Source organism: Rhizobium sp. RSm-3, from assembly GCF_001854685.1.
Taxonomy (GTDB): Bacteria; Pseudomonadota; Alphaproteobacteria; order Rhizobiales; family Rhizobiaceae; genus Rhizobium; species Rhizobium ecuadorense.
The window spans coordinates 17,010-39,985 of the sequence record NZ_MAWZ01000008.1; the positions used below are offsets into that span (position 1 = coordinate 17,010).

A 22,976-nucleotide genomic window follows, 5' to 3' on the forward strand; every position below is an offset into this window, starting at 1 on the left:
TCATCGCGCTGCATAGGCGCCCTGATGACATGTATTAAATCTTCCGGCGTGCGCCAAGCATCTCTTTGTTTTGGATGATAGAGCGACTCTGTCGGATGAATAGCCGAATATTCTGCGGTCGGGTCGGTCGGCTTACTGAGGGGATCTTAGCAATATTTTAACGGTAGTCGATAAAATACTTTGATCGGACTTCGTTTCGACTTTGGGTTTTTGTCATGTCATTGAGGGCAGGCGACGGCTTGAAGGAGGTGTGGAGAGAGGAGCAGACTAATGCTGAAGAGCGCGCTTATCGTGGTTGCCGTCTCCATCGCCGCCGGAGCGACCATCCGCGCCTCGGCCTTTGCAATCTTTGCTTTTCTGCTGGTCGTCGCCTGGGGGGCCGTGATCCTGCTGAAAGGTTCTTCCTTTTCGGAAGCGATCGTCTACTGCCTCGAAGCGCTTGTGCTGATGGAAGTAAGTTATCTGGCGGGTCTATTTGCCTACTCTTTGTGGGGGCATATCCAAAGGCGCCGGAGAAAGAACTTGCTCACAGAGCGCTCTCCTATGACCGGCAAGCGTCCCCACGGATAATGCCGTGGGGAGGAGGCAGGATGCGGCCTCTGCGAACTGTTGGGGAAACGGAGCGACCCTACGCGTCCATTTTGGGCAATAAGGCATGCCGGGAAAGCAGGGCTGCCAAAGTCTTTGCCATGATTACGAAATCCAACGCGAGTGTCCATTTGCGCAGATACTCCACGTCGAGGGAAACGCTGTTCTGATAACCGACGCGTTCGCCGATCTGCCAATGGCCGGTCAGGCCAGGACGGACCGCGATATAGGCGGCGGCATGTTCGCCGTAACGCGGCAGCTCTTCTTTGGTAGTAGCGCGAGGCCCGACGAGGCTCATTTGCCCGAGCAGCACGTTGATCAATAGCGGAAGCTTGTCGAGGTTCGATCGCGTCAGCATGTCGCCGACGACAGTCACATGCAGGCCGGCTGTAGCGTCGGCTCCCGTCGTCCGAAACTTCAGGCAACCGAACTCTTTTCCCCTATATCCGATCCGCCGGTCGGAATTGAAAACGGCGCCCCGATCGCTTAGCGCTATGATGACTGCTACCGACAGAAGGATCGGCGACAGAAGAAATAGGAGAGACGTCGCAATGGCGATGTCCAATGCACGCTTCAGAATTCTGCTGATCTTATGGGATTTTGACGTATTGAATGGACCCCCTTGCTGTTGCACCCCGGCGCAATCCTGCCAAGGTTCTGTTTGGTTGATGCCATGATTTTTTCCCGCCATCCGCGTCTCCGTTGGGCGAATCCCAGAAATAACCGCCAAATCTTGTTTTAATATAAGTTTGATGTCTGTGACCAAGGTCATATTGGTGAATAAATTATTTATTCTCTAAAGTTTTTCTTGCGGTTATTTAAGGTATTATTCGAAATGTAAAGCACATATGAAAAATGTTACTAATATTAACGTGGTGATCAGAGGCTGTTCTTCTGTTGTGTAAATTTATGCTGTAATTAGACAATTGTCATAAATCGTATAAAAATCCAATTGCAGCTTTCCTCCGCTGCATTCTGTAGAATTCGATATGGGTTTTGTTATATATAAATATGAGCAGTCGTCATAATTTATGTATAATTTCAGAAGGTGATTTTTATATTATTACTATTTGACTTTCTAATTTAACGGATTACGAATGTTGTTGACAGTAATAAATAAATTAGTCTGCGTGGAGCTGCGTGTATGGACGGGGCGATTGGTATCAGAGATAACAAGACTGGAGGCGGCGCGGCTCGAATAGGCGAAGCGGTTACTTGCGAGCCAGTCGGTATTGTATACGGCGGCCGGGGAGATTTGGATCACGAGTTTCCGTTTTACCGTTCGAGTGTTCGAAAGTTTCGCCGCGGTGAGGTGATTGCCGGCGCCGGTGATGCCGTCGACATGTTCGCCCGCGTCCAGCGCGGAATGGTGAGTGCAAGCACGCCGCTTGCAGATGGACGAGAGTTCATTGTGGAAATCATTCCGAAAGGCGGCTTGATCGGCGAATTGGAGGTGCTGCGCAAGCAGTCCCTCAGCCTGGAATATCGGGCCTCATCGGACTGCGAACTGCACTACTTCGATGGTCGGTTGCTGCGGGACCTGTGTGCAAACGATCCGCAATTTCAGGTGAAGATCTTGTCGAAGGCGCTGGCGCGTGTTTCCGAACTCGAACTGCGGATCATTTCCAACGCCGGATCGAGCCTAAGGCAGAGATTGGCCCGGATGCTGCTGCGCCTTTCTGCCTTGTACAAAGTGGATGCGCAACATAGCGGCGATGAACTGATCATCTCCCAACATGACCTAGCGGCGACGCTGCCGGCGTCGCGCGAAAAGGTCAACCAGTGCCTGCGGCGCTTGCGTGAGAGCAAAGTGGTCGATGGCACGCAGGGCAAAATCCGTATTCTCAATCGGAAGGCGCTGGAAGCTTATGCCGAGGGTATGGAGTCGCTTGCTTGAGGGGCGCCTCGACTAAAGAAAGCGGCAGCGAAAGTCTCAATAAAACCCGCCGCCGGCGGGTTTTATGTTTGACGGCGGTGGGAGCGGCTGGCGGGCGCTAAAGCATGTCGCGCAAAACTGTGCAGCGGTTTTCCCAGGCAAAGCGCGAAACGCTTTTGCCGCAACGACATGCGAGAAAATAAAGAGCTAAAGCGCATTGAGCGAATCTGAAAGATCGCGACGCGCTTTAGACTTCGCTTTCCGACGCATTCCTCCAGTATTTCCAGCCTTCACCCTGGATGAGCCCGTGATCGGAGAGATCCTTCCAGCTTCTGTAGGTGCCGGTGTCGTCGTAGACGAAGTCATCCATATCCCTGCTCGAGGAATATACGGCATATTCTTCCGTATGTTGGGACCGGTGCGCCGCATCGGCAACCTTGTGCACGAAGCTCGACAGGAACTTGAAATGCAGAAGCGCGCCGGATACGCCGAGCGCCCCGCGCATGTCGCCCAAATTCAGCGAGAGCGGCCAGACCTGATGCGATGATTTGAGAAAAAGACGTTCACCCTCGATATAGACCAGAGGTATCTTGTTGAGCGCCGGGCCGTCCCAGAGCCGGTCGTGGAAATAGACCCGCCCGCGAACGCCGCCCTTGATCCATATCGTCCCGTTGCGTTCGTCGAAATGCGCGACGTAGCCGGATCGGTCGAAGAGATTGCAGACCTCGAGCGGATTGCGGCCGGGTTCGCATATGTTTTCGAGAACGGGATGCGGGCTGTACATGTCGATCATCACCGAGCGCAGCGAACGACCGCCGGTGGAACCGATATAGGCGGTCAGCTGATCGATCGGCCGTGTGTCGCAATGCGGATAGACCAGGAACTCGTCGGCGTCGACATAGAGAACCCATTTCTCCTGGCAGTGCCGGTTGATGACTTCGTTGATCCAATCATTCCCGAATCTCGCCGCCTTGTAGGATCCGTGGGCAGAGAGAAGGGAGACATCGTCGAAGCCGGACAGCAATTCGGCCGTGCCATCGGTGGAGCCGTTGTCGATGCAGATGAAGTGCTCGAAGCCGAGATCGCGATAATACTGCAGGAAGAATGCCAGCCGGTGGCCCTCGTCGCGGATGACGCAGATGACGACATGACGCGCCTGCTTGAGCCCGCTGCGCAGCAGGTCGTAGCGAACCTGCCGGGCCTTGAGCGAGCGGCGCAGGCGGGCTTTTGTGTAATGCGAGATACTGGCGGCGGAAGCCTTATAACTCATAGTCTGTCCTGAACATTCGTTGCGCTTCCGCCTGCAAATAAAAGGTCGACTGCCATGCCGAGATCAGTCACGCCGATATTCACCCCCAGGCTCACCACGCGTCACACGGCGTAATCGCCAACCAGCAGGCTCTGGACCCGCGGACTGGATCCATCCTTCTCGATTGCGTGTTCGATGCGCGCCCGCATCGACCGGTACTTATAGAGGAGCTTACGATCGAAGCTTATTCCGCGATACAGCGAGTGGTAAATCGGATGTGCTTTGCGCAGATCGACATAGACTTGGCTTTCCCTATCGGTCCAGGGAAAGAAGGTGCCGTGCCACGGCTTCGGATGCGCCATATAATGGACGATCGACAGGGAGGACATGTTGACGAGATGAAGGAACTGTTTGGGAAAGTTCCAGCGGTTCGATACGAGGATGAGTGATGAACCGCAGACATAGTTTAATGCGCCCTGATCATGCTTGCCCTCGCAGGCCTCGGGATTTCTAGCAAAAAGCTCAAGCGCCTCCTGTCCGATCCAGCCGTTGCGGTGGAATTTCAAGACCCCCGCGTTGAAATAGTGGCTGCTCTTTCCGGTGTCGAGGAAGTCATGGATCGCCGTGTAGTCGCGCGCCGCGAAAAACCTGCCCTCGGGTACAAAGGCATTTTCGAGCCTGCCGAGATCGCTGACGATCTGCGTGTCCCCATCGAGGTAGATGATCTGGGTATAGTTGGCAGGCAGGATCTCGCAAAGGACGAGCTTGGCCATGGTGCTGACGCTGATGCGTCCCTGGAAATGTGATCCGTCGAGCTTGCCGAGCGAATCCTGCAGCGCTTCGGTCGCATCAATCAAGTCGACCCCGCTCGCTGCGAGCAGGGCTTTCAACTCTTCGAAATTATCGAGATGTTCCGACATCAGGACACAGACATCGGTCGCAGGGCTTGCGAATTTCCGAGCCTGAAGCGCCGAAAGAATAGTCGGAAATGAATATTCGACATCCGTGACGTAGACGACGCACTGATTGTTCATGTCCTCACCCTTCCGATCGCCCGCAACAGGCATGAATCGCTGTCGCCTTCCAAGTCGAGGGAACTGTTGTTGATTGAGCCGAAGGGCCTGTCGTATGAAGGCCCAGTCCGGTATATATTGCCGAGATGCAGTTTCGGCCGTTGGCTTATCGGCGTCCGGCTGCCGGCGGTTTTCGTGTGTTTCATTGTTGAGATATTCACCATGAAGAATGCCCTGCCTGCGATGAGGCTGCGTTTCGATGTCTTCTTCCCTGGCACAACGGTGGGAGCCGGGGCGCAGACAGAAGAGGTATTTGGATGCTGATCACCGCGCTGATCGCCGCCGTGATTTCGATAGCTGCCGGTGCTTGCATCCGCGCCTGGGCTTTCGCAGTCTTTGCATTCCTTGTGGCCATCGGCTCGGGCGGCGTGGTTTTCGTGGACGGGTTCTCCGCGGTTGCGGCGATCGGATCCGGTATCGCTATCCTCGTGCTGATGGAGATCGGCTATCTGACGGGCGTCTTCCTGTCGGGTCTCCTGCGGCGCAATGCCAGGCTGCGGGAGAGCAATTCTGCAGGCAATGTCTCTGCCGCCAGCGAGCGCCAGCAAGGCTGACATTGAGACTGCGCCAGGCTGCCATCCACGACGAAAGTCCTGAGCGGGCGTCATCGTGTTGAAAACATCGGCGCTCTCATACGAGATGCCGATGCCTCCAGGCGCTGGTTCGCAGGCGATGAGACTGCCCGATGCCGCGGGACATAAGGTCCGGCCAGGCAGCCCGCGGCCAGCCCCGCCGAGGTGCTGAACAGCAAGCCAAGATCCGTGCCGCTGCCTGATATCGCCGCGGAGCCGATCTGTGCAATGGATGCCATCACGGCGGCGATTCCGATCGCATGGGTCTCGCGGTCGCCAAATTTATACCGGCCGGCTGCCCTCGCCAGGCTGTAGACGAAGACGGCGAACAGGGCGGTGCCGGTCAATCCGACATTGGACAGCAATGCGGCGATGAAACTGGAGGCGCGAACCGTGCCCAGTCCGGCGCCGAAAGTGGCGGTATCGACGAATGCGATCAGTGCGAGTGTGTTCCAGGCGGTGCGCTCTTCGCCGGATTGCGATTGGAGCTTGTCCGATACGGTGGTGGTCAGGAGGCCGGCGATGGAATTCCATGCATCGGGGACAAGGCTGAGCGCGGTGATGGCGCAGGGGATGAAGAACAGCGTGATCACAAGGAAAGTCACGTGCGGGGTCGTGGCGGGACCGCCGATCAGTCGTTTCAGGGAGAACAGCACGAACATGCAGACAATAAAGGCGCCCGCGACATAAGCGGTTGTCGAGGTGCAGAGCACGATGGTGGGGCCGATCAGAACCGTTGCCAACCCAGCCATACGGCCTTGGACTCGCTCCAGCCAAAGCATGAGCGTGAAGGCGAAATAAGCCAGTGCGACGGCGCCGTACATGCTCGCTTCGGGAAAGGGGCCGACGATGCGCTTGAAGCCGTGGATGGTCTCGGCCGTATGCATCGTATAATTCGCATTTCTGATGAGATCGAGCACATGGGCCTGACCGATCTGGAAGGTTGCGAGGTCGATCAGCGCGAAGGCAAAACACGCCATCGATGCCACGATCAGCTGCTGGGCGATGAAGCGGCCATAGCCGAGCCGGGCAAGTCCGGCGACGACGGCGAAGCAGGCAAGGTCGCCGAGCAGGTAGACGGACTGGCTGAGATTGGACGAACCTGGGGCCAATGGAGCCGCTACCGTCGACATCATCCCTGAGGGATCTCTGGCGGAGGAGTAAACGAGGGTCGCGCCGGCAAAGATACGGGGCAGGAAGAAGGACGAGACCACGGAGAACAGGATGTAGCAGGCAAACCAGAAGCCAGGCCCCGGATAGGCGACGCTGGCGAGCATCGCCTGCGTCTGAACCGGGCGCAGCAGGGCCGTCATGACGAGAAAGAGCACCAGAAGATGGCTCGGCTGGATGCTGCTGCCGCCGAGCGCTGGCAGTTGCAGAGCCGCTGCGGCTCCCAGCAGCGTCGAAAGGCAAAGGACGGTGATGGCAAAGCGCGCGCCGTTGAGCATGCTGAGCACGCCAAGCAGCAACACCATGAAACCGATCGGCTCTATCGACATGCTTCAGATCCCAAGCCTGAGGGCGAGCGGCGGAAGCATCGCTTTTGCCGAAGAGCGGCGTCCACCTTTCGACGGGATGGGCAAGGCCTCGATGATCACAATCGTCTCCTAATTCGATCCCGCCTGGGAGACCCAGCCGGGAGCCGGGCGATTGTCCCCGGCCACATCGGAGGACGGAACCGTCGAACTCTGTGTCTGCGGTGCGGCCTGCGGCGGCGAAGCTGGCGTCTGAAGGTTCGTGTCCAAACCGACCTCGACGAGATCGTGCGGCAGCAATGCGGTCTGCTCGTCCGCCACGATGCTGCGGGAGGTCCCGTCGTCGTTGCGGCGCACGATCCTGTAATTCTTCTGCGCCCTGCCGAGACCCGGCGCGTCCGTGTTGATCTGGGCGAGTTGGGCATCGTAGCCGGCCTGTTCGCCCAGAAGCTGGGCCACCTGGATGTCGATCGCCGCCCTGCCGATCGCGAGATTGACCTGGTTCAGCAGGTCCTGGTTTTCGCTGTTCTGCCGGTTGACGATGTTGATCTTGGAACGGTCGGCCTCGCTGAGGCCCTGGCGTGCCGTGGTCAGGGCGACTTCGAGATCGATCAGGGTGCCTTGCGCATCGGCCACCCAGCGGTCGACCGAGACCTGGCGCGAATTGCTGACCAGGCCCTTGCTCACCAGGCTGTTGACATTGTCCAGTTCCTTCTGGGCAAGTTCGATCTGCCGTTTTTGTGAACTGATCTTGGCCTCCAGCGACTCGGCCTGCTGGCCATAGAGGCGGGTGAGGTCGTTCGCCGCTTCGATCTGGCTGGCGATGTCGACGCGCCGCAGCCGCATCAGGTTCAGCTCCTGGTCCTTCAGCTTGTCCACGTCGGGTGTTCCCAGGAGTTCGGCGGGGATTTCGAAACTCTGCTCGCCGGCGATCTCGGCACGCAGCCGCGCCTGCCGCATCAACAGATCGCGCCGGTTGAGGGCGGCCGTTCGGTAGGCGCCGGCAGCCTGGATCCGGTCGCGCTCGAAATAGGTATTGTCTTCGCGTTCCCTGAGGAAGCCGCCGGCGATGCTGACGGCCTTCATCACCGTCATGTTGGGTTCAAAAGCATAGCGGCCGGGAGTCTGCACGGTTCCGGTGACGAAAATCGGTGCATGCTCGGCAATCTCCAGGGCGATATACGGCTTGCCCGGAAGTGCGGACTTTTCGGCCAGCGCGGCGGCAATGGCATCGGCAAGCTGCTCGGTCGTCTTTCCATTCGCCTGCAGGTGGCCAGCGATCGGGATCGACAGATTGCCGGCATCATCAATGGTATAAACGCCGTCGAGAGCCTCCCAGCTGGCATAGCGCGAATCCGACGACCGCCATTCGACGACGCGCAGCCTGACCTTGTCTTCCGGCACGAGAGTGAATGTTTGCGCGTGGGCGACGCTCCAGCCGGTCAGGCAGCAGAATGCCAGCAAGGCGAGTGCCGCGGAGACGAGGCGATCGAACAAGGATGTAGGCTGCATTGGTCTATCTCCGTTTCGTTGCGATCGACGGGGAAGGCATCTCGCGCGGCGACGGAGTGCCGAATTCGAGAATGCGGGACGGAGAGGCACGGCCGACAAGAAGGTCGGATAGCGCCAGCAAATTGCCGTTCAAACGGCCCCACCGGTCGATCAGGCGGTCCTTCAAGAGGGCGCCCGACATATTTGCCAGGATGTTGCGGCCAATCTGCGCGATTGCACGGCCTTTCGACATCGTGCCCTTGCGGATCAGGTAGACAGGATTGGCGACCTGTGAATAGCCGAGCCTCCGGCCGGGCTGGCGTCCGGATCTGACGCCGAGATGTACGCCGCAGGCGCCTTCGACGTGCACGGACCGGCCGTGGCGGGCGATGGACCTGCTGAAATCGACATCCTCGAGCCAGCCGTAAAGCGGCAGCTGCTCGTCGAAGGCCAGGGCGTGCTCGATAACGGGCGCAAGGCGAACCGCCATATTGCATCCATAGGCGTTGTAGATATCCGCCACATGCTCGGCGGCTTCGCCTGCCGTAGCGAGAACCTCCAGGGCCTTCGGCATGCTGAGGCCCCCGTCGAGGACGCCATCGGCCAGCACCTCGCCAGTGGCGATTGCCACCTCCGGCTTTGCTGCAAAGACGGCTGCCATGCGCGCCAGGAAGGTCGCGGCGGGAATGAAGTCGTCATCCAGGAAGATCAGAACGTCCGTATCAGCCGCTGCGGACTGGATGATCCTGTTGCGCTGGGCGGTCAGGCCGCGGCTGCCGACGATGACTTCCACATCGCGGCGGCCGGCGAGCCCGGCGGCATCCTCGATAACAGGCACGCAGACGATGAGCCGTTCCGCCTGGTCCGGCAGGCCGGTGAGGTAATCGATCGTCTCCCGCAGTATCGAGGGGCGCCCCGCCGAGGCGATCCCCAAGGCGATCCGCAATGGACGGTCCTGTCTTGTCGCTCCTGCCGAAGGTGAGATCATGACTCTATTCTCTTCGGTGCATGGTTGATGATCGCGCCGACGATCTCGGCGCCGACATTGCGCATGGTGTCGATGACGCGCACGGTATCGTCGATCGAGGTGTGCCCATGCGAGGTGACCACGAGGACGCCATCCAGCTCCGGCGCGATCGCATTGGCGTCAGGGGAAGTCGAGAATGCGGAAATATCGACGAATATGGCGTCGAACTCCTTTTTCAGGTCTGCGAAGCTCAACTGCGTGCGGCGGGAACTGAGGCGAACGGCCGGCGTCACTGCTTCCACCTTGCCGAGCGGAAGGAATTTCAGGGTTGGGGTGAGGGGCAGCGCCGCCGTCTGGATCAGTTCGCCATTGTCGAGAACATCGACGAGACCTGTGGACGTATGGGGCGCGATCGATTTGCTGAGCGAGGATTTCTGCGCAGCCGCATCGATCAGCAGCGTGTGCGCGCCTGACATCGACGACAGCACCGCCAGTTCGCATGCAATGGTCGATGCCCCGCTGCCGGGATCGACGGCGACTATCCCGATGGCGACGCGGCGTTTGCGCCGAAGGCCGACGATGGTTGCGCTCAATTCCGCCATGCCGGGAAGGACAGGATAGCCGGCGGTCTCACCGCTGCCCGTGCCGGCAGCGAGGAAGCGAGCAGTATGCCCGTTCCGATCCTCCTTCGATCTTGCCAGCAAGGTGACGATGGACACTCCGCCGGCATCCGTGATCTGCTGAGGACGGACGATCCGGCGGTCGCTGGCGTGCCTTATCATGGCGAGCGCCAGGCCGACGCCGAGGCCAACCGCCCCGGCAAAGATGATGATGAGAGTGCTGCGCGGCCTCGCCTTCGAAAGAGGCAGCGTGGCCCGCGAGACGATCGTGGCGTCGGAGACGGGGTAGGTTATGCGCTGTTTGGCTTCGGTAAGCTGGGTCAGCGTGCTTTCATAAAGGGTGCGGCGGGCATCCGTCGCGCTCTGCAGCTCCGCAAGCTTGAACTGGTCGCGCGGATTGCTGTTGAATGTGTTCAAGGCGCTGGAGGCATCGGCCAGCCCGCGCTGCTGCTCCCTGATGAATTTTTCCAGCCAGTCGCTGTATTGTCGGGAAGCATCGGCCTTCATTGCGATATTCTTCTGGATATATTGCCTGGCGAGCGTATCGGCGATGGCGACGGCCTTCTGAGGGCTCGACGCTGCAGCTGATATCTCGATGATCGTCGAACTCCCGATCCGGCGTATGTCCATCATGCTCTGCAGCGTGGCGATTGCCAGGTCGTGGAGCTGTTCCTCCTCCGTCCGGGGTCTGGGCGGCGTTTCACTCGTTCGCATGCCTGCCGCGTCCTGCGCCGTATCCACTTGAGCAGAAATTCCCAGAAGCCAGTCCTTCGCCTTGTCGAGCAGCGAAGGTTTCCAATCGACAAAGTCGGGATCGCTATCAAGATCGAGCGCTCTTACTGTCCCGCCGATGACATCGCTCGATCGGGCAATCTCCAGCTGCCCTTCTATGAACGCGTCTTCCGCGAAGGCTCTCTGAGCCTCGGAGCTGTTCACCTGGGGGAAGATCACAAGTTGCGTGCTGGCAACGTAAGTCGGCTCGGCGGTGAGAAGGTAGCTGCCGGCCATTGCAACAAAGGCAAAGGTCGTGGCCACGATCCATAGCCAGCGCATTCTGAGAAAAAAGAGCATGTCCCGCAGGGTCAGCGGCGAGTTCCCGCCAGCGGCTGCGGCGGCAGGCAGGGATAATGGGGAAACACCGCTGAAGATCGTGCTTGAGGTCATGTCGTCCTAGTCCAAAATGGCGAGATTACGGAGTAACGAGGTACTGGCAGCCTGGAGGGGACGGGGAGAGCCGTGTATCTTCCGACTTCGGGCAGGATCGACAGCTCTCCCATTTGAATGCTCAGTACGAGCCACGCTGCGAAAACAGAGCGGGGATGGTCTTGGCGATGATGATCAAGTCCCGGCCGAACGACCAGTTGTTGAGGTAGTGAACGTCGAGCGAAACCCGGTGCTCGTAGCTGACATCGTTGCGCCCGCTGGTCTGCCAGTGACCGGTCAGTCCAGGACGGACGGCCATGTAGGCCCAAATATGCTCGCCGTAGCGCGGCAATTCCTCGGCGGTGATCGGCCGGGGGCCGACGAGGCTCATTTCGCCACGCAGGACATTGAACAGCTGGGGGAGCTCGTCGAGGCTCGACCGCCTGAGGATATCGCCGACGGCCGTGATCCTCGGATCATCCTTCAGCTTGTGCGTCGCTTCCCATTCGCTGCGCGCAGCCGGGCTGTTCTGCAGCAATTCGGCCAGCTGAGCGCTCGCATCGGTCTTCATCGTGCGAAATTTGAGGCATCCGAATGGCGCTCCGCCGAAGCCGATGCGCGTATGGGAATAGAAGACCGGGCCGCGGTCTGAGATTTTCACGATCATTGCGACGAGCAGCAGAAGCGGGGAAAGCAGGATCAGGGCGGTGATCGCCAACAGAAGGTCGAGCGCGCGCTTGGATGATCTGGCTGCTGCACGAGGCTGAGACGCATGGATGTCGCCGCTTTTCGCAGACCGTCCGACACGCGACCATGCCTCGAAACTATGTGCTTCCCATGCCATCGGGGGTCTCCAAAACTTTCCGATTAAGAACCGTTCAAAGTTTGCTGCGCCGCACTCTGGTTGTCTGTTACCAAAGTCATAATCCTTAATAAATTCTTTATGCTACTAAAACGGCAGAAGAGAATTCCGTTTGTAGCTCGATCGATTTATTTTCATTCTAAATAAGAATCTAACCCACCTTTGGTGATTAATCTATGAAGACTCATTTACATTTCTGGATATCCAAATTTGGGTTATTGCTGTTTTTTGACTTGTGAGGCTTTTTAATAGGCAGATATATGCAAAAACATGATCATTATTCGGGCATATCGATGTTTTGATTGCGATGAGCGATGTATTTTTTCTTCTTGATCTAAATGTAATCTCAATTTTTACGCTATCTATCTGTGATGTTATTTGACTTGAGTATTAAGCCAATATAGATGATGCAGTGCAGCATGCTTAATCGTTATTCGAGTATTGGAGTTATGCGCATGGACGGGGTGACACACGCATCGGATCGCCGGGCCGGCCTCGGCAAGGCGGCGGTATCGGCCAGCGGCGGTATTCATCTCGGCAGCCGCATAGTGCTCGACGATGAATTTCTTTCCTGTCGGTCGAGCGTTCGGCGTTTCCGGCGCGGCGAGGTCATTGCCGGGGCCGGCGTCCTGAACGATATGTTCGCGCGCGTGCATTCGGGGGTGGTCAGCGCAAGCACCATGCTGCCCGACGGCAGGGAATTCATTGTCGAGATCATCCCGAAATCAGGTCTGATCGGCGAGCTCGAGGTTCTGCGCAGGCAGACGCTGAGCCTCGAATATCGGGCCGGTTCCAACTGCGAGCTGCATTTCTTCGAAGGTCGGCTGCTGCGCGACATGTATGCGAGCGATCCCTCTTTCCGCGAAAAGGTCTTTTCCAGGGCGCTGGCGCGTATTTCGGAGCTCGAACTCCGGATCATCGCGAATGCGGCGTCGAGCCTGCAGTCGAGGCTGGCCAGCACGCTGCTGCGGCTTTCGGCTGTTTATGGAAAAGACCCGGCAAACAGCGGGGACGAACTGATCATCTCGCAAAATGACCTGGCCGCGACGCTGCCGGCGTCGCGCGAGAAGGTCAATCAATGCCTTCGGCGCCTGCGTGAAGGCAGGATTATCGACGGGGGGCAGGGCAAGATCCGCATTCTCAACCGCAATGCGCTGGAGGCCTGTGCCAACGGTGCGGTTTCGGTGAAGTAATGCGCGCGTCGCTTTCCGAGGGGATCCGATCCACCGCAAGTGTCGGCCGCTTTCCCGGCCTCCGCACGGCAAAGATCGACCGCGTAGTCGTCATCGACGACTATTCGGTGGCCAGAGGCGGCGCGACGGGCCTGGCGGTGCTGTCTGCCAAGCTTTTCCACGGGCTCGGCATTCCCGTGACCTATATTTGCGGGGATGACGCCGCCAATGCGGAGCTTGCCGCACTCGGGGTCTCGATGGTCGGGCTGAACAGTCGCGACCTGCTCAGCGCCGAGCGTGCGAAGGCGTTCGTCACCGGCATTCACAACGGTGCCGCCGCCCGCATGGTGGCGAACTGGATTGCCGAAAAGGATACCGCCAACACCGTCTACCATGTGCATGGCTGGCACCAGATCCTGTCTCCCGCGATTTTCAGGGCGCTGGCGCCGGTCGCCGGACGATGCGTGGTTCACGCGCATGATTTCTTCACGGCCTGCCCCAATGGCGCCTTCTTCGACTATCAGGCGCAGGAAATCTGCCTGCGGCGCCCGCTCGGCGGAGGCTGCATTGCGACGGCTTGCGACAAGAGAAGTTATTCGCACAAGTTGTGGCGGGTCGCCCGTGGCTCGAATATCCTCCGGCTCTTGAAGGGCCAGGCCGATTTCGGCCGTATCATCCTGCTGCACGAGAAGATGGCGAGCTTTCTCGTCGGCGCCGGCTATCGGCCTGAACGGCTGACGACGATCCGCAATCCCGTCGCTCCCCTCTCCATCAAGCGCATCGAAGCGGAGACCAACGACGAGTTCGTGTTCATCGGACGGCTGGACGAAGAGAAGGGCGTTGAGGACGCCGTCGCCGCCACGCGCAAAGCCGGCGTCAGGCTCTGCGTGATCGGGGACGGGCCGCTGATGCCGCGGATCGCAGCGTCAGGAGATCACGTCAGGGCCGTCGGCTGGCAGTCGCATGCGGAGATCGGCCCGATCATCCGCAAGGCGCGCGCGCTGTTGATGCCCTCGCGCTATCCCGAGCCGTTCGGTCTCGTCGCTATCGAAGCGGCCAGGAGCGGTCTGCCCGTCATCATGTCGCGTAGCGCCTTTCTCGCCGAGGAAATGGAAAGAGCCGGCATGGCACTTGCCTGCGATACGGCCGATGAAAACGCCTTTGCCAATAGTTTGAGGCGCTTCAGTCAAATGCCCGCGCAAGAGGTTCGCGCCATGAGCGAGCGGGCTTTCCGGCTGTCGCCGGACCTCGCCTCGACGCATGAGGAATGGCGCGATGCGCTTCTTGCCGAATACCAAAGCCTGATTTCGACGAATGCGGTTTCCGAGCCGGCAGACGGTGCAACGATACAAGGAGTATTCAGTTGACCCTTAAAGCAACGACCTCTCTTCCCGACGCGAGGGCATTTCTTGCCGATGCGCCCGTCATGGCGAAAAGACGCGCTGCGGAGGCCGGAAGCACAAAAGAGACCGGGCAACTTCGTGTCGCCATCGTGCATTACTGGCTCGTTTCGATGCGCGGCGGTGAGAAGGTTGTCGAAGAGCTGTGCCGCATGTTTCCGCAGGCCGACATCTTCACCCTCGTCTGCAACCGGGATCGCATCAGCGATTTTCTGAAGACGCGGAACATCCGCACGTCCTTCCTGCAGAAGATCCCCGGCGCCCAACGGCACTATACTAAGATGCTGCCGCTGATGCCCTTCGCGCTCGAGCAGTTCGATCTGCAGGATTACGACCTAGTGCTGTCGAGCGAATCCGGCCCCGCCAAAGGCATCATCACGCGCGCCGACGCTCTCCATGTCTGCTACTGCCATTCGCCGATGCGCTACATCTGGGATCAGTTCCATGTCTATCGCCATGGCCTGCCCTGGGTGGGACGCGCCTTGATGTCGCTTACCGCGCCCATGCTGCGCGCCTGGGACGTGACGACGTCCTCGCGCGTCGATGTGTTCGTCGCCAACTCCGACTATGTCGCAAGCCGCATCCGCCGCTTCTACGACCGGGAGTCCGTCGTGATCCATCCGCCGGTTGCGATCGACGATTTTGCGGTGGGCAAGGGGAAAGGCGAATTCTACCTCTATGCGGGACAGCTCACCACCTACAAGCGGCCGGATATTGCTGTGCGCGCCTGCACCGAGGCCGGCCGGAAACTGGTCGTGATCGGCGAAGGCGAACAACTCCCTTATCTGAAGTCGATCGCCGGACCGACGGTTGAGTTTCTCGGCCATCAGCCCTTCAACGTGCTGCGCGACCACTTGTCGCGATGCCGAGCGCTGTTGTTTCCGGGCACGGAGGATTTCGGCATCCTGCCGGTGGAAGCGATGGCGTCAGGGCGGCCAGTGCTCGCTTTCGACGCCGGCGGCGCCCGGGAAACCGTGTCCGCGCCGCAGGTCGGCTTTCGCTTTGCTGAGCAGACGACTGAAGCCCTTTTGGAAACGATGGCAGCATTCGAAGAGGTTGAGGACGATATCGATCCGCATGCCATCCGTGCGCACTCGCTGAAATTCTCCTCCACCGTATTCCGCGATCGGCTGTCCGGCCTCATCGGACAACAGCTGTCCAGCCATGGAGACGGATCTGCCGGCGTCTTCGGAAGACGGCCGGGTTGAAGGGAAAGGAACGGAGCAGCCCGCTTTGCTGCGCCCGCCCAAAGCCGTCTCAACCCCTCGACGAGGAATAGATAGACAGATCATGTCAAGCGTATCTCAGAGGACGGCGACGGCGAGCATCTGGACCATCAGTGGAAAATTCCTGGCGCGGATGCTCGATTTCGTCAGCCTTCTTGTCCTGGCAAGGCTGTTGAGCCCTGCGGATTTCGGCCTGGTCGCCATTGCGACGTCGGTTCTGGTCATCGTCGAGGCGATCCTGGACCTGCCGTTGACGCAGGCGCTGATGCGCCAATCGTCGCCTTCGGACGAGATGTTCGCCACGGCCTTCACTCTCAGCCTGCTGAGAGGACTGGCCATCAGCCTGCTGATGATGCTCATCTCCTGGCCAATGGCGCTGATCTACGACGATTCTCGGCTTTTCGCCCTTGTCGCCGTTCTGTCGATCGCGCCTGCCATGCGCAGCATGGTCAGTCCGCGCATGGTTCTTTTCATGCAGCGGTTCGATTTCAAACGCGAGTTCGCGCTCGATCTCATCGCCAAGGGATCGACATTGCTGTTCGGCGTGGGTGTGGCTGTGGCAACAGGCAGCTATTGGGGGCTGGCGATCGGAGCGGTCGCCGGCCCGACGGCGGCGATGATCACCTCCTATGTCTTTGCGCCGATGCGACCGACGTTCAGCCTTTCCGAATGGAAGCATTTTCAGGACATGATCAGCTGGAATACCGTGTCGCAGGTGCTGAGTTCGATCAATTGGCAGCTGGACCGGCTGCTTCTGCCGCGTTTTACGGGCTTATCGACGTTCGGCGCCTTCAGCGTCGCCGACAATATCGCGGCTATTCCGTATCAGACCTTTGTCGGGCCGTTGCTGCGCCCGCTGATGGCGGCCTTCTCCACGGTCGAAGACCGCCGCAACCTGATCGCCGCCTATCTGAAGGCGACGAATGCGATCACCTTCGTCGCGGCCCCCGTTCTCATCGCGCTTGCCCTTCTCGCCGAGCCGACCGTGCGTATTCTCGTCGGCGAGAAATGGGCATCGTCCGCGCCGATCCTGCAATGGCTGTGCCTTGTCAGCCTGCTCGGTCTTCCCACGAACATGATGCCGCCATTGGCCATGGTCATGAACAATACCCGTTATGTCGCTCTCAGGATGTTTGTCGAGTTCGCCGTCAGGGTGCCGGTCACCATTCTGGGCATCGCCTATTTTCAGGTGGCAGGGGCGCTCGGCGCGCGGATCGTGGCAGTCCTCGTCGCCTACGGCGCGTCGCTCGTCATTACGCGGCGGCTGATCGGCGCGAGTTTTGCCGCGCAATTGAATTCCTTTTGCCGGCCGCTGGCCGCGAGCCTGCCGATGATCGCCTTCCTGCTCTGGATGGAGCCGATGCTCGTCGCCATGCCCGTCGGTGTCACCCTTATCGCCTGTGTCGCGCTTTGCGGCGGGGCGGCAGCGGGCATTTTCTGGGTTGTCGCCTTGCTGCTGTGGCAGATGGTCGGAAGGCCTGATGGTATCGAAACGATCGTCGTTCAAAGGCTCATGCCGCGACGAAACGGGGTTCTTACTTCATGATCGGGAAAAGTGCAGCGCAATGATTGGTTCGGCGTTTTTAAAGGAGTAACAATGCGTTACGGGATATCTGCCAAAGGGCTCGGCCTGCTCGTCGTTCTCGGTCTGGGGGCGTTGCCCGGCCGGCCCAGCGTGGCCCAGGAACCGCTCAATATCGATGCATATCAGCTGACATTCGAGGAGAGTTTCGACAATCTCGACGTTTCGGCCTGGGGAGAGAAAAGCTCCCGCTGGATCGCCCATACGCCCTGGAACGGCGATTTCGGTGATGCCCGTTTCACCGACCCGGCTCCCGGCTTTCCGTTTACCACCGATCAGGGAATTCTGAAAATCGAAGCGCGCAAGGAGGCCGATGGCACCTGGCGCTCGGGTTTGCTGTCGTCGGTGAACCCGAAGGGCGAAGGTTTCTCGCAGCAGTTCGGCTATTTCGAAGCACGAATGAAGCTGCCGCCGGGCAAGGGCGTCTGGCCGGCATTCTGGCTGATCGGGCTCGACCGGTCGAAATACACCGCCGAAATCGACGTGCTGGAATATTACGGACGCGCGCCCTACGAATTCAGCATGGGTTTTCATGTCTGGCGTCAGAGCCAAGGCGGCCAGAACTCGACCGGCGGCTATTGGAAAACGGTCGAGAACGGAATTCTAAACAGCGAGTATCATACCTACGGCGTCGATATCCAGGCTGACAAGACGACCTTCTATCTGGATCGCCAGTACCTCTGGAGCTTCGACACCCCGAAGGAGTTTCACATGCCGTTTTATCCACTGGTCAATCTGGCGCTCGGCTCGGGATGGCCGATCGATGAAACGCCGAACCCTTCCATTCTGCTCGTCGATTATATCCATGTGTACAAGCGAAAGCCTGCCGACGCGGCAAATTGAACGACAGTTCACGGCGTCCGACCGGTCTATTGTGCGCGGAGGCAGCTGAGACCCGTTTCCGGGTCGAAGAGATGCATCGCTTCCTCGTCGAAGAAGAGGGTCAGTTTTTCGTTGTCGCCGATCGGCGTGCGCGGCGGCAGGCAGGCCATCAGCCGCTGATTTCCGGCAAGGGCGGTGACGACCAGTTCAGGGCCGGTCAGTTCCGCGACCTCCGCGGTTGCCTCGATCGATAGGCCGGCGCCGTCAGTGCGAAGCGCCTCGGGACGGATGCCGAGGACGAGATCGCGGCCGTTGCCGGCCGCATCGCGGAAACGGGCGGGCAGGGGCAGAGTGGCATCGGAGCCTGAAAGCGCCAGCCGGCCGTCACGCACTGTCGCTTTCAGCAGGTTCATCGGCGGGGCGCCGACGAAGGTGGCGACATAGAGCGTTGCCGGATGGTTGTAGATCTCCTCGGGCGTGCCGAGCTGCTCGATGCGGCCGTCGCGCATGACGGCGATGCGGCTTGCCAGCGTCATCGCCTCGATCTGGTCATGGGTCACATAGACCACCGTCGTCTTCAGCATCTGGTGCAGCCGCTTGATCTCGGTGCGCATCTCCATGCGCAGCTTGGCGTCGAGATTGGAAAGCGGCTCGTCGAAGAGGAACACCTCCGGCTTGCGCACCAGCGCGCGGCCGATCGCGACGCGCTGGCGCTGGCCGCCGGAAAGCTGGCTCGGCTTGCGGTCTAGGAGGTTTTCGATCTGCAGGAGCTTTGCGGCATCGCGCACGGCCCTGTCACGCTCGCCCGCCGGCACCTTGCGCATTTCCAGGCCGAAGCCGATGTTCCTGTGCACCGTCAGATTGGGATAGAGCGCATAGGATTGAAAGACCATGGCGATGTCGCGGTCCTTCGGATGTACGCCGAGCACCGAGCGCCCGCCGATCCTGACGTCGCCGCTCGTCGCCTCGGCAAGGCCGGCAATGATGTTGAGCAGCGTGGACTTGCCGCAGCCCGACGAGCCGAGCAGCACGAGGAACTCTCCGCTTTCCAGCGAGATGTCGATGCCTTTCAGCGTCTCGACCTCGCCATAGGTCTTGCGGATGTTTTGGATGTCGAGCGCGCTCATCGCACGGTCTCCTGTGGGGATGACGGACCGTAGCTGCGGGGAAGGGTGGAGATGGCACGCGAGGCAACCTGCGTCCCCGCCGCCAGGCAGGAAGCCAGCGGTTTGCCATCTGCCAATGCTGCCAGGAAGCCGGCGTTGAAGACATCGCCGGCGCCGATCGTGTCGACGACCTTGACGACGGGCGCGGCCACCGACGCCGGCAGGCCATCCGGCCCGATGGCGATGGCGCCGTCCGGGCCGCGCTTGACGACGACGATCCCGCCTTCCGGCATATGCGACCTGATCTCGCGGGCGGCCTCGATCGGATCGTTGATGCCGGCAAGCGTCGTCGTCTCGACCTCGTTCAGCAGGGCGATGCCGCTGCGCGAAAGCCAGGCGCGGGCGGCCGCGCAATTTTCTTCGGTCCAGCCGTCGAGCGGCCAGCCGGTATCGAGCGCGACGGTGATGTCGTGGCTGTCGGCCCAGTCGAAGAAGGCGTCATATTCGCTCGCCAGGTCGTCGGTGAGAAAGCCGCCGCAGAGGAGCGCGTAGCCGCCGCGCAGCCTTTCGCCGTCGATAACGGCGAAGACGTCGGCGAGGCTGAAGCGCGGCAGGTGGCCGGTCGTCGTGAAGAAGGTACGCTCGCCATCCGGATGGGTGATGCCGACGGAGAGCGTCGTTCTCTCCGGGCGGACCGGCCACTTCTCGGCGCGATGCCCGAAGGCTTCGGCGAGCCAGCGGCCGAACTGATCGCTGCCGATATTGGCGGCGATCTCGAATTCGATGCCGAGCGCCTGCCAGGCGAGCGCGCTGTTGCCGGCTGCTCCGCCGACACGGAGCTCGTCATGATCGACGATGATTTCCGTTCCGGCCTTCGGCCACGGCGCGGCCGGTCCGAGGATGAGGTCGACATTGACGTTGCCGATGACTGCAAGCGGCCGCATTCATTCACTCCGGGTAATCTTGGTGGAACGGACCGGCGTTCCGGCATTGTCGACGCGGGCGTCGGCAAAGGCGATCATCAGCCGCTGGGCAACCGGCAGCATGGCGAAGATTGCCGCGAGGCCGGTTGCAGGGGCAAAGCGGATCGTCACCGCCCCGGCGACCGGGGTTTCGGCCGATGCGTCGAAGAGGACGACAGGGGCGCCGGTCTCGACGGCGGATACCGCCATTGCGGTGACGAGGCCTGATGTCTCGTCCAGGCCGCGGAACAGCACGAGGCCGATCTCCGGTCCCAGCATCTCCATCGGCCCATGGCGCAGCTGGCCGCCTTCGAGAGAAAAGCAGGGCCGGCGCGACAGCTCCGTCAGCCCGAGAGCCAAAGCCTCGGCAACACCCTGCAGGCGGCGACCTGAGGTGACGACGGTCGCGACGTTTTCGAGGGCAGCGAGGGCAGCGGCGATGTCATGGTCTTCGGGCGTCCTGAGCACGGCAAGTGCGGTGGCGGGATCTTCGCCGAGGGCGGAAAGAATTGCCAGATGCAGGGCGAAGGTCACCGTCAGGCTGCGGGTGGCGGCGAAGGCAAGCTCGGTGCCGCCGCTGCCGACCAGCGACGGGGCGGTTCTGGCGAGGAAGGAGCTGGCTTCCAGTGTCAGGCCGAAGGTTTCCGCCGTGCCGCCGGTCTCTCCGAACCAGCGCAGGACCTCGGCGCTCTCGCCGGATTGCGAGGTAACGAAGACCGTCCTGTCGGTGATCGGCAGCGGCTGGCCGAGTTGTTCGGACAGCGGCAAGGCGACGGCATCGATGCCGAGGCCCCGGTAGAGCGGCTCGACGGCGCGGTTGACCGCATGCGAGCCGCCCATGCCGAGCAGGAGCAGCCGGCTGGTTTTCTCAAGCGAGGCGGCGGTTCTTTCTGCCATCGGTGCGACGGCTTCATAGGAGGCGAGCGCATCGGTGTGCTGACGGGCCATCTCGCGGTCGATCGCCGCAAGCCCGGCCGGCCGGATTCTTTCTGTTGTCATCGTCATCCCTTGACGCCGCCGCTGGTGAGCCCTGAAATCAGGGCGCGTTGCATGACGAGACCGATCAGCACCGGGGGCAGGGCGGCGAGCACGCCTGCCGTGGCGATCAATCCGTAATCGGAAACGCGGCCGCCGGCGAGATCGGCAATGGCAACGGTCAGCGTCTTGGCGCGCTGGTCCGAGGTGAAGAGCAGCGCATAGAAGAATTCATCCCAGGCAAGAAGGAATGCGAAGAGGCTCGATGTCGCGACCACAGGGGCGGCGAGCGGCAGCGTGATGATCCTCAGCGTCTGGAACAGGCCGGCGCCATCGATCATCGCGGCGGATTCGATCTCGCGCGGAATGGAATCGAAGCCGGATTTCATCAGCCATGTGGTGAAGGGGGCGAGGATCGTCAGATAGACCAAGGCAAGGCCGAAGACGTTGTTGAGCATGCCGAGATGAGAGAGCCCCATATAGAGCGGCACGGCGAGCGCCACCGGCGGCAGCATATAGGTGGCGATCACCATCGACAGCGACCATCCTACAGAGGGCGTGCGCGACACTGCCCAACCAGCCGGAATGGCAAGCGCGATGGCGGCGATCGTCGCCATGCCCGCCACCTCGATGCTGTTGCGCAGCGACGAGGTGAAGGCGGCGCCGGCGCTGTTTTCCAGCGTCGAAAGCAGGACGGCGTAACGGGAGAAATCCGCCGTCTGCGGCCACCAGCGCAGCGGCTTTGCGGCAAGGTCGGCGGCCGGCGAGATGCTCATGATGAACAGCCACAGGATCGGTGCCAGAATGACGGCGGCAAGCAGCAGCGCGCAGACATAGATGAAGGCTGAGAAGAGCGGATTTTGGCGTTCCATCAGGTCGCACTCCCGGCGGTCTTGCGCACCAGGGCGGCATAGCCGGCGGCAAGCAGCGTCACCAGCAGCGTGACGATCAGGGCCAGCGATGCGCCCGATCCCGCCCGCTGGAAGGAGAAGGCTTCCTGATAGACGAGGATCGACAGTGTGCGGGTGCTGTTGGCCGGGCCGCCGCGGGTCATGACCCAGATGATGTCGAACACTTTGAAGGCTTCGATCGTGCGCAGCACCAGCGCCACCATCAGCGGCCCGGCGAGATAGGGCAGGATGACGAAGCGGAAGCGGGCGAAAGCGCCGGCGCCGTCGACGAGCGAGGCGGCAGTAATGTCGCGCGGCACGGCCTGGAGTGCGGCGAGCGCGATCAGCGCCACCAGCGGGAAGTTCTTCCAGCAGTCGGCGACGATGAGGGCGGCGAGCGCCGTGCCCGGCTCGCCGAGCCAGGAGCGATAGGCGTCGAGCAGGCCGAGCTGCGTCAGCGCGGCGTTGAGTGCACCGTACTCAGGATTGTAGATCAGCCGCCAGAGCGTGGCGTTGACGACGGTCGGCAGCGCCCAGGGCAGGATCATCAGGGCGCGCAGCGCCGTGCGGCCGCGGAACTGCTGGTTCAGCAGCAGGGCGGCGAGCACGCCGATCACCATTTCGGCGGCGACCGAGACGACGGCGAACCATGCGGTGGTGATCAGCGTGCGCTGGAAATTCGAGCCGGAGAGCATCTTCACATAATTGTCGATGCCGACGAAGCTGCCTTCCGTGCCGACGAGCTTGGCATCGGTGAAGGAGAGGCCGACGGTATCGACCAGCGGCCAGCCGATGACCGAGATCATGACCATGAGAAGCGGCAGCATCAAAAGCCACGCGCGGGTTGTCAGCCATGTGCCCGACATCGAGGCGACCCTTCTTCATTCATAGGTTTGGAGGGGGCGGCGACAGGCGCCGCCCGGAG

Annotated in this window: 21 protein-coding genes; 8 read left to right on the forward strand and 13 right to left on the reverse strand. The window is 60.6% G+C overall.

The features are described 5' to 3' along the window. The first annotated feature begins 270 nt into the window (after positions 1–270). On the forward strand, positions 271–570 hold the full coding sequence (locus BBJ66_RS10405; protein ID WP_071086848.1) for a hypothetical protein: 300 nt from the start codon (positions 271–273) through the stop codon (positions 568–570). Between the two features lie 58 nt (positions 571–628). Here BBJ66_RS10405 and BBJ66_RS10410 read toward each other — a convergent pair whose 3' ends face one another. After that, on the reverse strand, positions 629–1,279 hold the full coding sequence (locus BBJ66_RS10410; RefSeq protein ID WP_071086850.1) for a sugar transferase: 651 nt from the start codon (positions 1,277–1,279) through the stop codon (positions 629–631). A gap of 453 nt (positions 1,280–1,732) precedes the next feature. Between BBJ66_RS10410 and BBJ66_RS10415 the strand changes: the two genes are divergently transcribed. Further along, the gene (locus BBJ66_RS10415; protein ID WP_049731521.1) at positions 1,733–2,485 is read left to right on the forward strand and encodes a Crp/Fnr family transcriptional regulator; all 753 of its coding nucleotides are present in this window, start codon (positions 1,733–1,735) and stop codon (positions 2,483–2,485) included. Between the two features lie 226 nt (positions 2,486–2,711). Here BBJ66_RS10415 and BBJ66_RS10420 read toward each other — a convergent pair whose 3' ends face one another. Together BBJ66_RS10420 and BBJ66_RS10425 are read right to left on the reverse strand one after the other, a co-directional pair. Then, positions 2,712–3,734, reverse strand: a complete 1,023-nt coding sequence (locus BBJ66_RS10420) for a glycosyltransferase family 2 protein (RefSeq protein WP_049731520.1) — start codon at positions 3,732–3,734, stop codon at positions 2,712–2,714. A 101-nt stretch (positions 3,735–3,835) separates the two neighbouring features. Next, entirely contained in the window at positions 3,836–4,747 is a 912-nt protein-coding gene (locus tag BBJ66_RS10425) for a glycosyltransferase family 8 protein (protein WP_049731519.1), read from the reverse strand. Between the two features lie 296 nt (positions 4,748–5,043). On the opposite strand from BBJ66_RS10425, the gene BBJ66_RS10435 reads away from it, so the two are divergent. Then, on the forward strand, positions 5,044–5,340 hold the full coding sequence (locus BBJ66_RS10435; protein WP_071086854.1) for a hypothetical protein: 297 nt from the start codon (positions 5,044–5,046) through the stop codon (positions 5,338–5,340). Positions 5,341–5,390: 50 nt separating this feature from the next. On the opposite strand, the gene BBJ66_RS10440 is transcribed toward BBJ66_RS10435, so the two are convergent. The 5 genes from BBJ66_RS10440 to BBJ66_RS10460 form a co-directional block, all read right to left on the reverse strand. Then, positions 5,391–6,857 (reverse strand): hypothetical protein, encoded by a 1,467-nt coding sequence (locus tag BBJ66_RS10440; RefSeq protein WP_071086856.1) that lies wholly within the window; start codon positions 6,855–6,857, stop codon positions 5,391–5,393. Positions 6,858–6,965: 108 nt separating this feature from the next. After that, positions 6,966–8,345, reverse strand: coding sequence for a polysaccharide biosynthesis/export family protein (locus BBJ66_RS10445; RefSeq protein WP_071086858.1), 1,380 nt, complete (start codon positions 8,343–8,345; stop codon positions 6,966–6,968). Positions 8,346–8,349: 4 nt separating this feature from the next. Next, positions 8,350–9,312 carry a glycosyltransferase family 2 protein gene (locus tag BBJ66_RS10450; RefSeq protein WP_049731514.1) on the reverse strand — a complete coding sequence of 321 codons (963 nt, stop codon included), beginning with the start codon at positions 9,310–9,312 and terminating at the stop codon, positions 8,350–8,352. Continuing rightward, entirely contained in the window at positions 9,309–10,982 is a 1,674-nt protein-coding gene (locus BBJ66_RS10455) for a GumC family protein (RefSeq protein ID WP_244471200.1), read from the reverse strand. Before BBJ66_RS10455 ends, BBJ66_RS10450 begins: the two co-directional genes overlap by 4 nt. Before the next feature lie 214 nt (positions 10,983–11,196). Continuing rightward, positions 11,197–11,898 (reverse strand): sugar transferase, encoded by a 702-nt coding sequence (locus tag BBJ66_RS10460; RefSeq protein ID WP_049731512.1) that lies wholly within the window; start codon positions 11,896–11,898, stop codon positions 11,197–11,199. A gap of 473 nt (positions 11,899–12,371) precedes the next feature. Between BBJ66_RS10460 and BBJ66_RS10465 the strand changes: the two genes are divergently transcribed. The 5 genes from BBJ66_RS10465 (at position 12,372) to BBJ66_RS10485 (ending at position 18,139) form a co-directional block, all read left to right on the forward strand. Beyond that, on the forward strand, positions 12,372–13,109 hold the full coding sequence (locus BBJ66_RS10465) for a Crp/Fnr family transcriptional regulator (protein WP_049731511.1): 738 nt from the start codon (positions 12,372–12,374) through the stop codon (positions 13,107–13,109). Beyond that, positions 13,109–14,455, forward strand: a complete 1,347-nt coding sequence (locus tag BBJ66_RS10470) for a glycosyltransferase family 4 protein (protein ID WP_049731510.1) — start codon at positions 13,109–13,111, stop codon at positions 14,453–14,455. Before BBJ66_RS10465 ends, BBJ66_RS10470 begins: the two co-directional genes overlap by 1 nt. Then, positions 14,452–15,696, forward strand: coding sequence for a glycosyltransferase family 4 protein (locus tag BBJ66_RS10475; RefSeq protein ID WP_071086860.1), 1,245 nt, complete (start codon positions 14,452–14,454; stop codon positions 15,694–15,696). The genes BBJ66_RS10470 and BBJ66_RS10475 overlap by 4 nt, the downstream gene beginning before the upstream one ends. An 82-nt stretch (positions 15,697–15,778) precedes the next feature. Then, the gene (locus tag BBJ66_RS10480) at positions 15,779–17,260 is read left to right on the forward strand and encodes a lipopolysaccharide biosynthesis protein (protein ID WP_049731508.1); all 1,482 of its coding nucleotides are present in this window, start codon (positions 15,779–15,781) and stop codon (positions 17,258–17,260) included. Between the two features lie 51 nt (positions 17,261–17,311). After that, a complete protein-coding gene (locus tag BBJ66_RS10485) occupies positions 17,312–18,139 on the forward strand; it encodes a glycoside hydrolase family 16 protein (protein ID WP_049731507.1) in 828 nt (275 codons plus the stop codon). Between the two features lie 26 nt (positions 18,140–18,165). Here BBJ66_RS10485 and BBJ66_RS10490 read toward each other — a convergent pair whose 3' ends face one another. From BBJ66_RS10490 to BBJ66_RS10510, 5 genes are read right to left on the reverse strand one after another with little or no spacing between them, the layout of a single operon-like run. Beyond that, positions 18,166–19,245 carry an ABC transporter ATP-binding protein gene (locus tag BBJ66_RS10490; RefSeq protein WP_049731506.1) on the reverse strand — a complete coding sequence of 360 codons (1,080 nt, stop codon included), beginning with the start codon at positions 19,243–19,245 and terminating at the stop codon, positions 18,166–18,168. Beyond that, positions 19,242–20,168: a PfkB family carbohydrate kinase gene (locus BBJ66_RS10495; RefSeq protein WP_049731505.1), complete on the reverse strand. Its 927-nt coding sequence runs from the start codon at positions 20,166–20,168 to the stop codon at positions 19,242–19,244. The genes BBJ66_RS10490 and BBJ66_RS10495 overlap by 4 nt, the downstream gene beginning before the upstream one ends. Continuing rightward, positions 20,169–21,191, reverse strand: a complete 1,023-nt coding sequence (locus BBJ66_RS10500) for an SIS domain-containing protein (protein ID WP_071086862.1) — start codon at positions 21,189–21,191, stop codon at positions 20,169–20,171. Beyond that, positions 21,188–22,033, reverse strand: a complete 846-nt coding sequence (locus BBJ66_RS10505) for a carbohydrate ABC transporter permease (RefSeq protein ID WP_071086864.1) — start codon at positions 22,031–22,033, stop codon at positions 21,188–21,190. The genes BBJ66_RS10500 and BBJ66_RS10505 overlap by 4 nt, the downstream gene beginning before the upstream one ends. After that, positions 22,033–22,917 (reverse strand): carbohydrate ABC transporter permease, encoded by an 885-nt coding sequence (locus tag BBJ66_RS10510; protein WP_071086867.1) that lies wholly within the window; start codon positions 22,915–22,917, stop codon positions 22,033–22,035. Before BBJ66_RS10510 ends, BBJ66_RS10505 begins: the two co-directional genes overlap by 1 nt. Between the last annotated feature and the right edge of the window lie 59 nt (positions 22,918–22,976).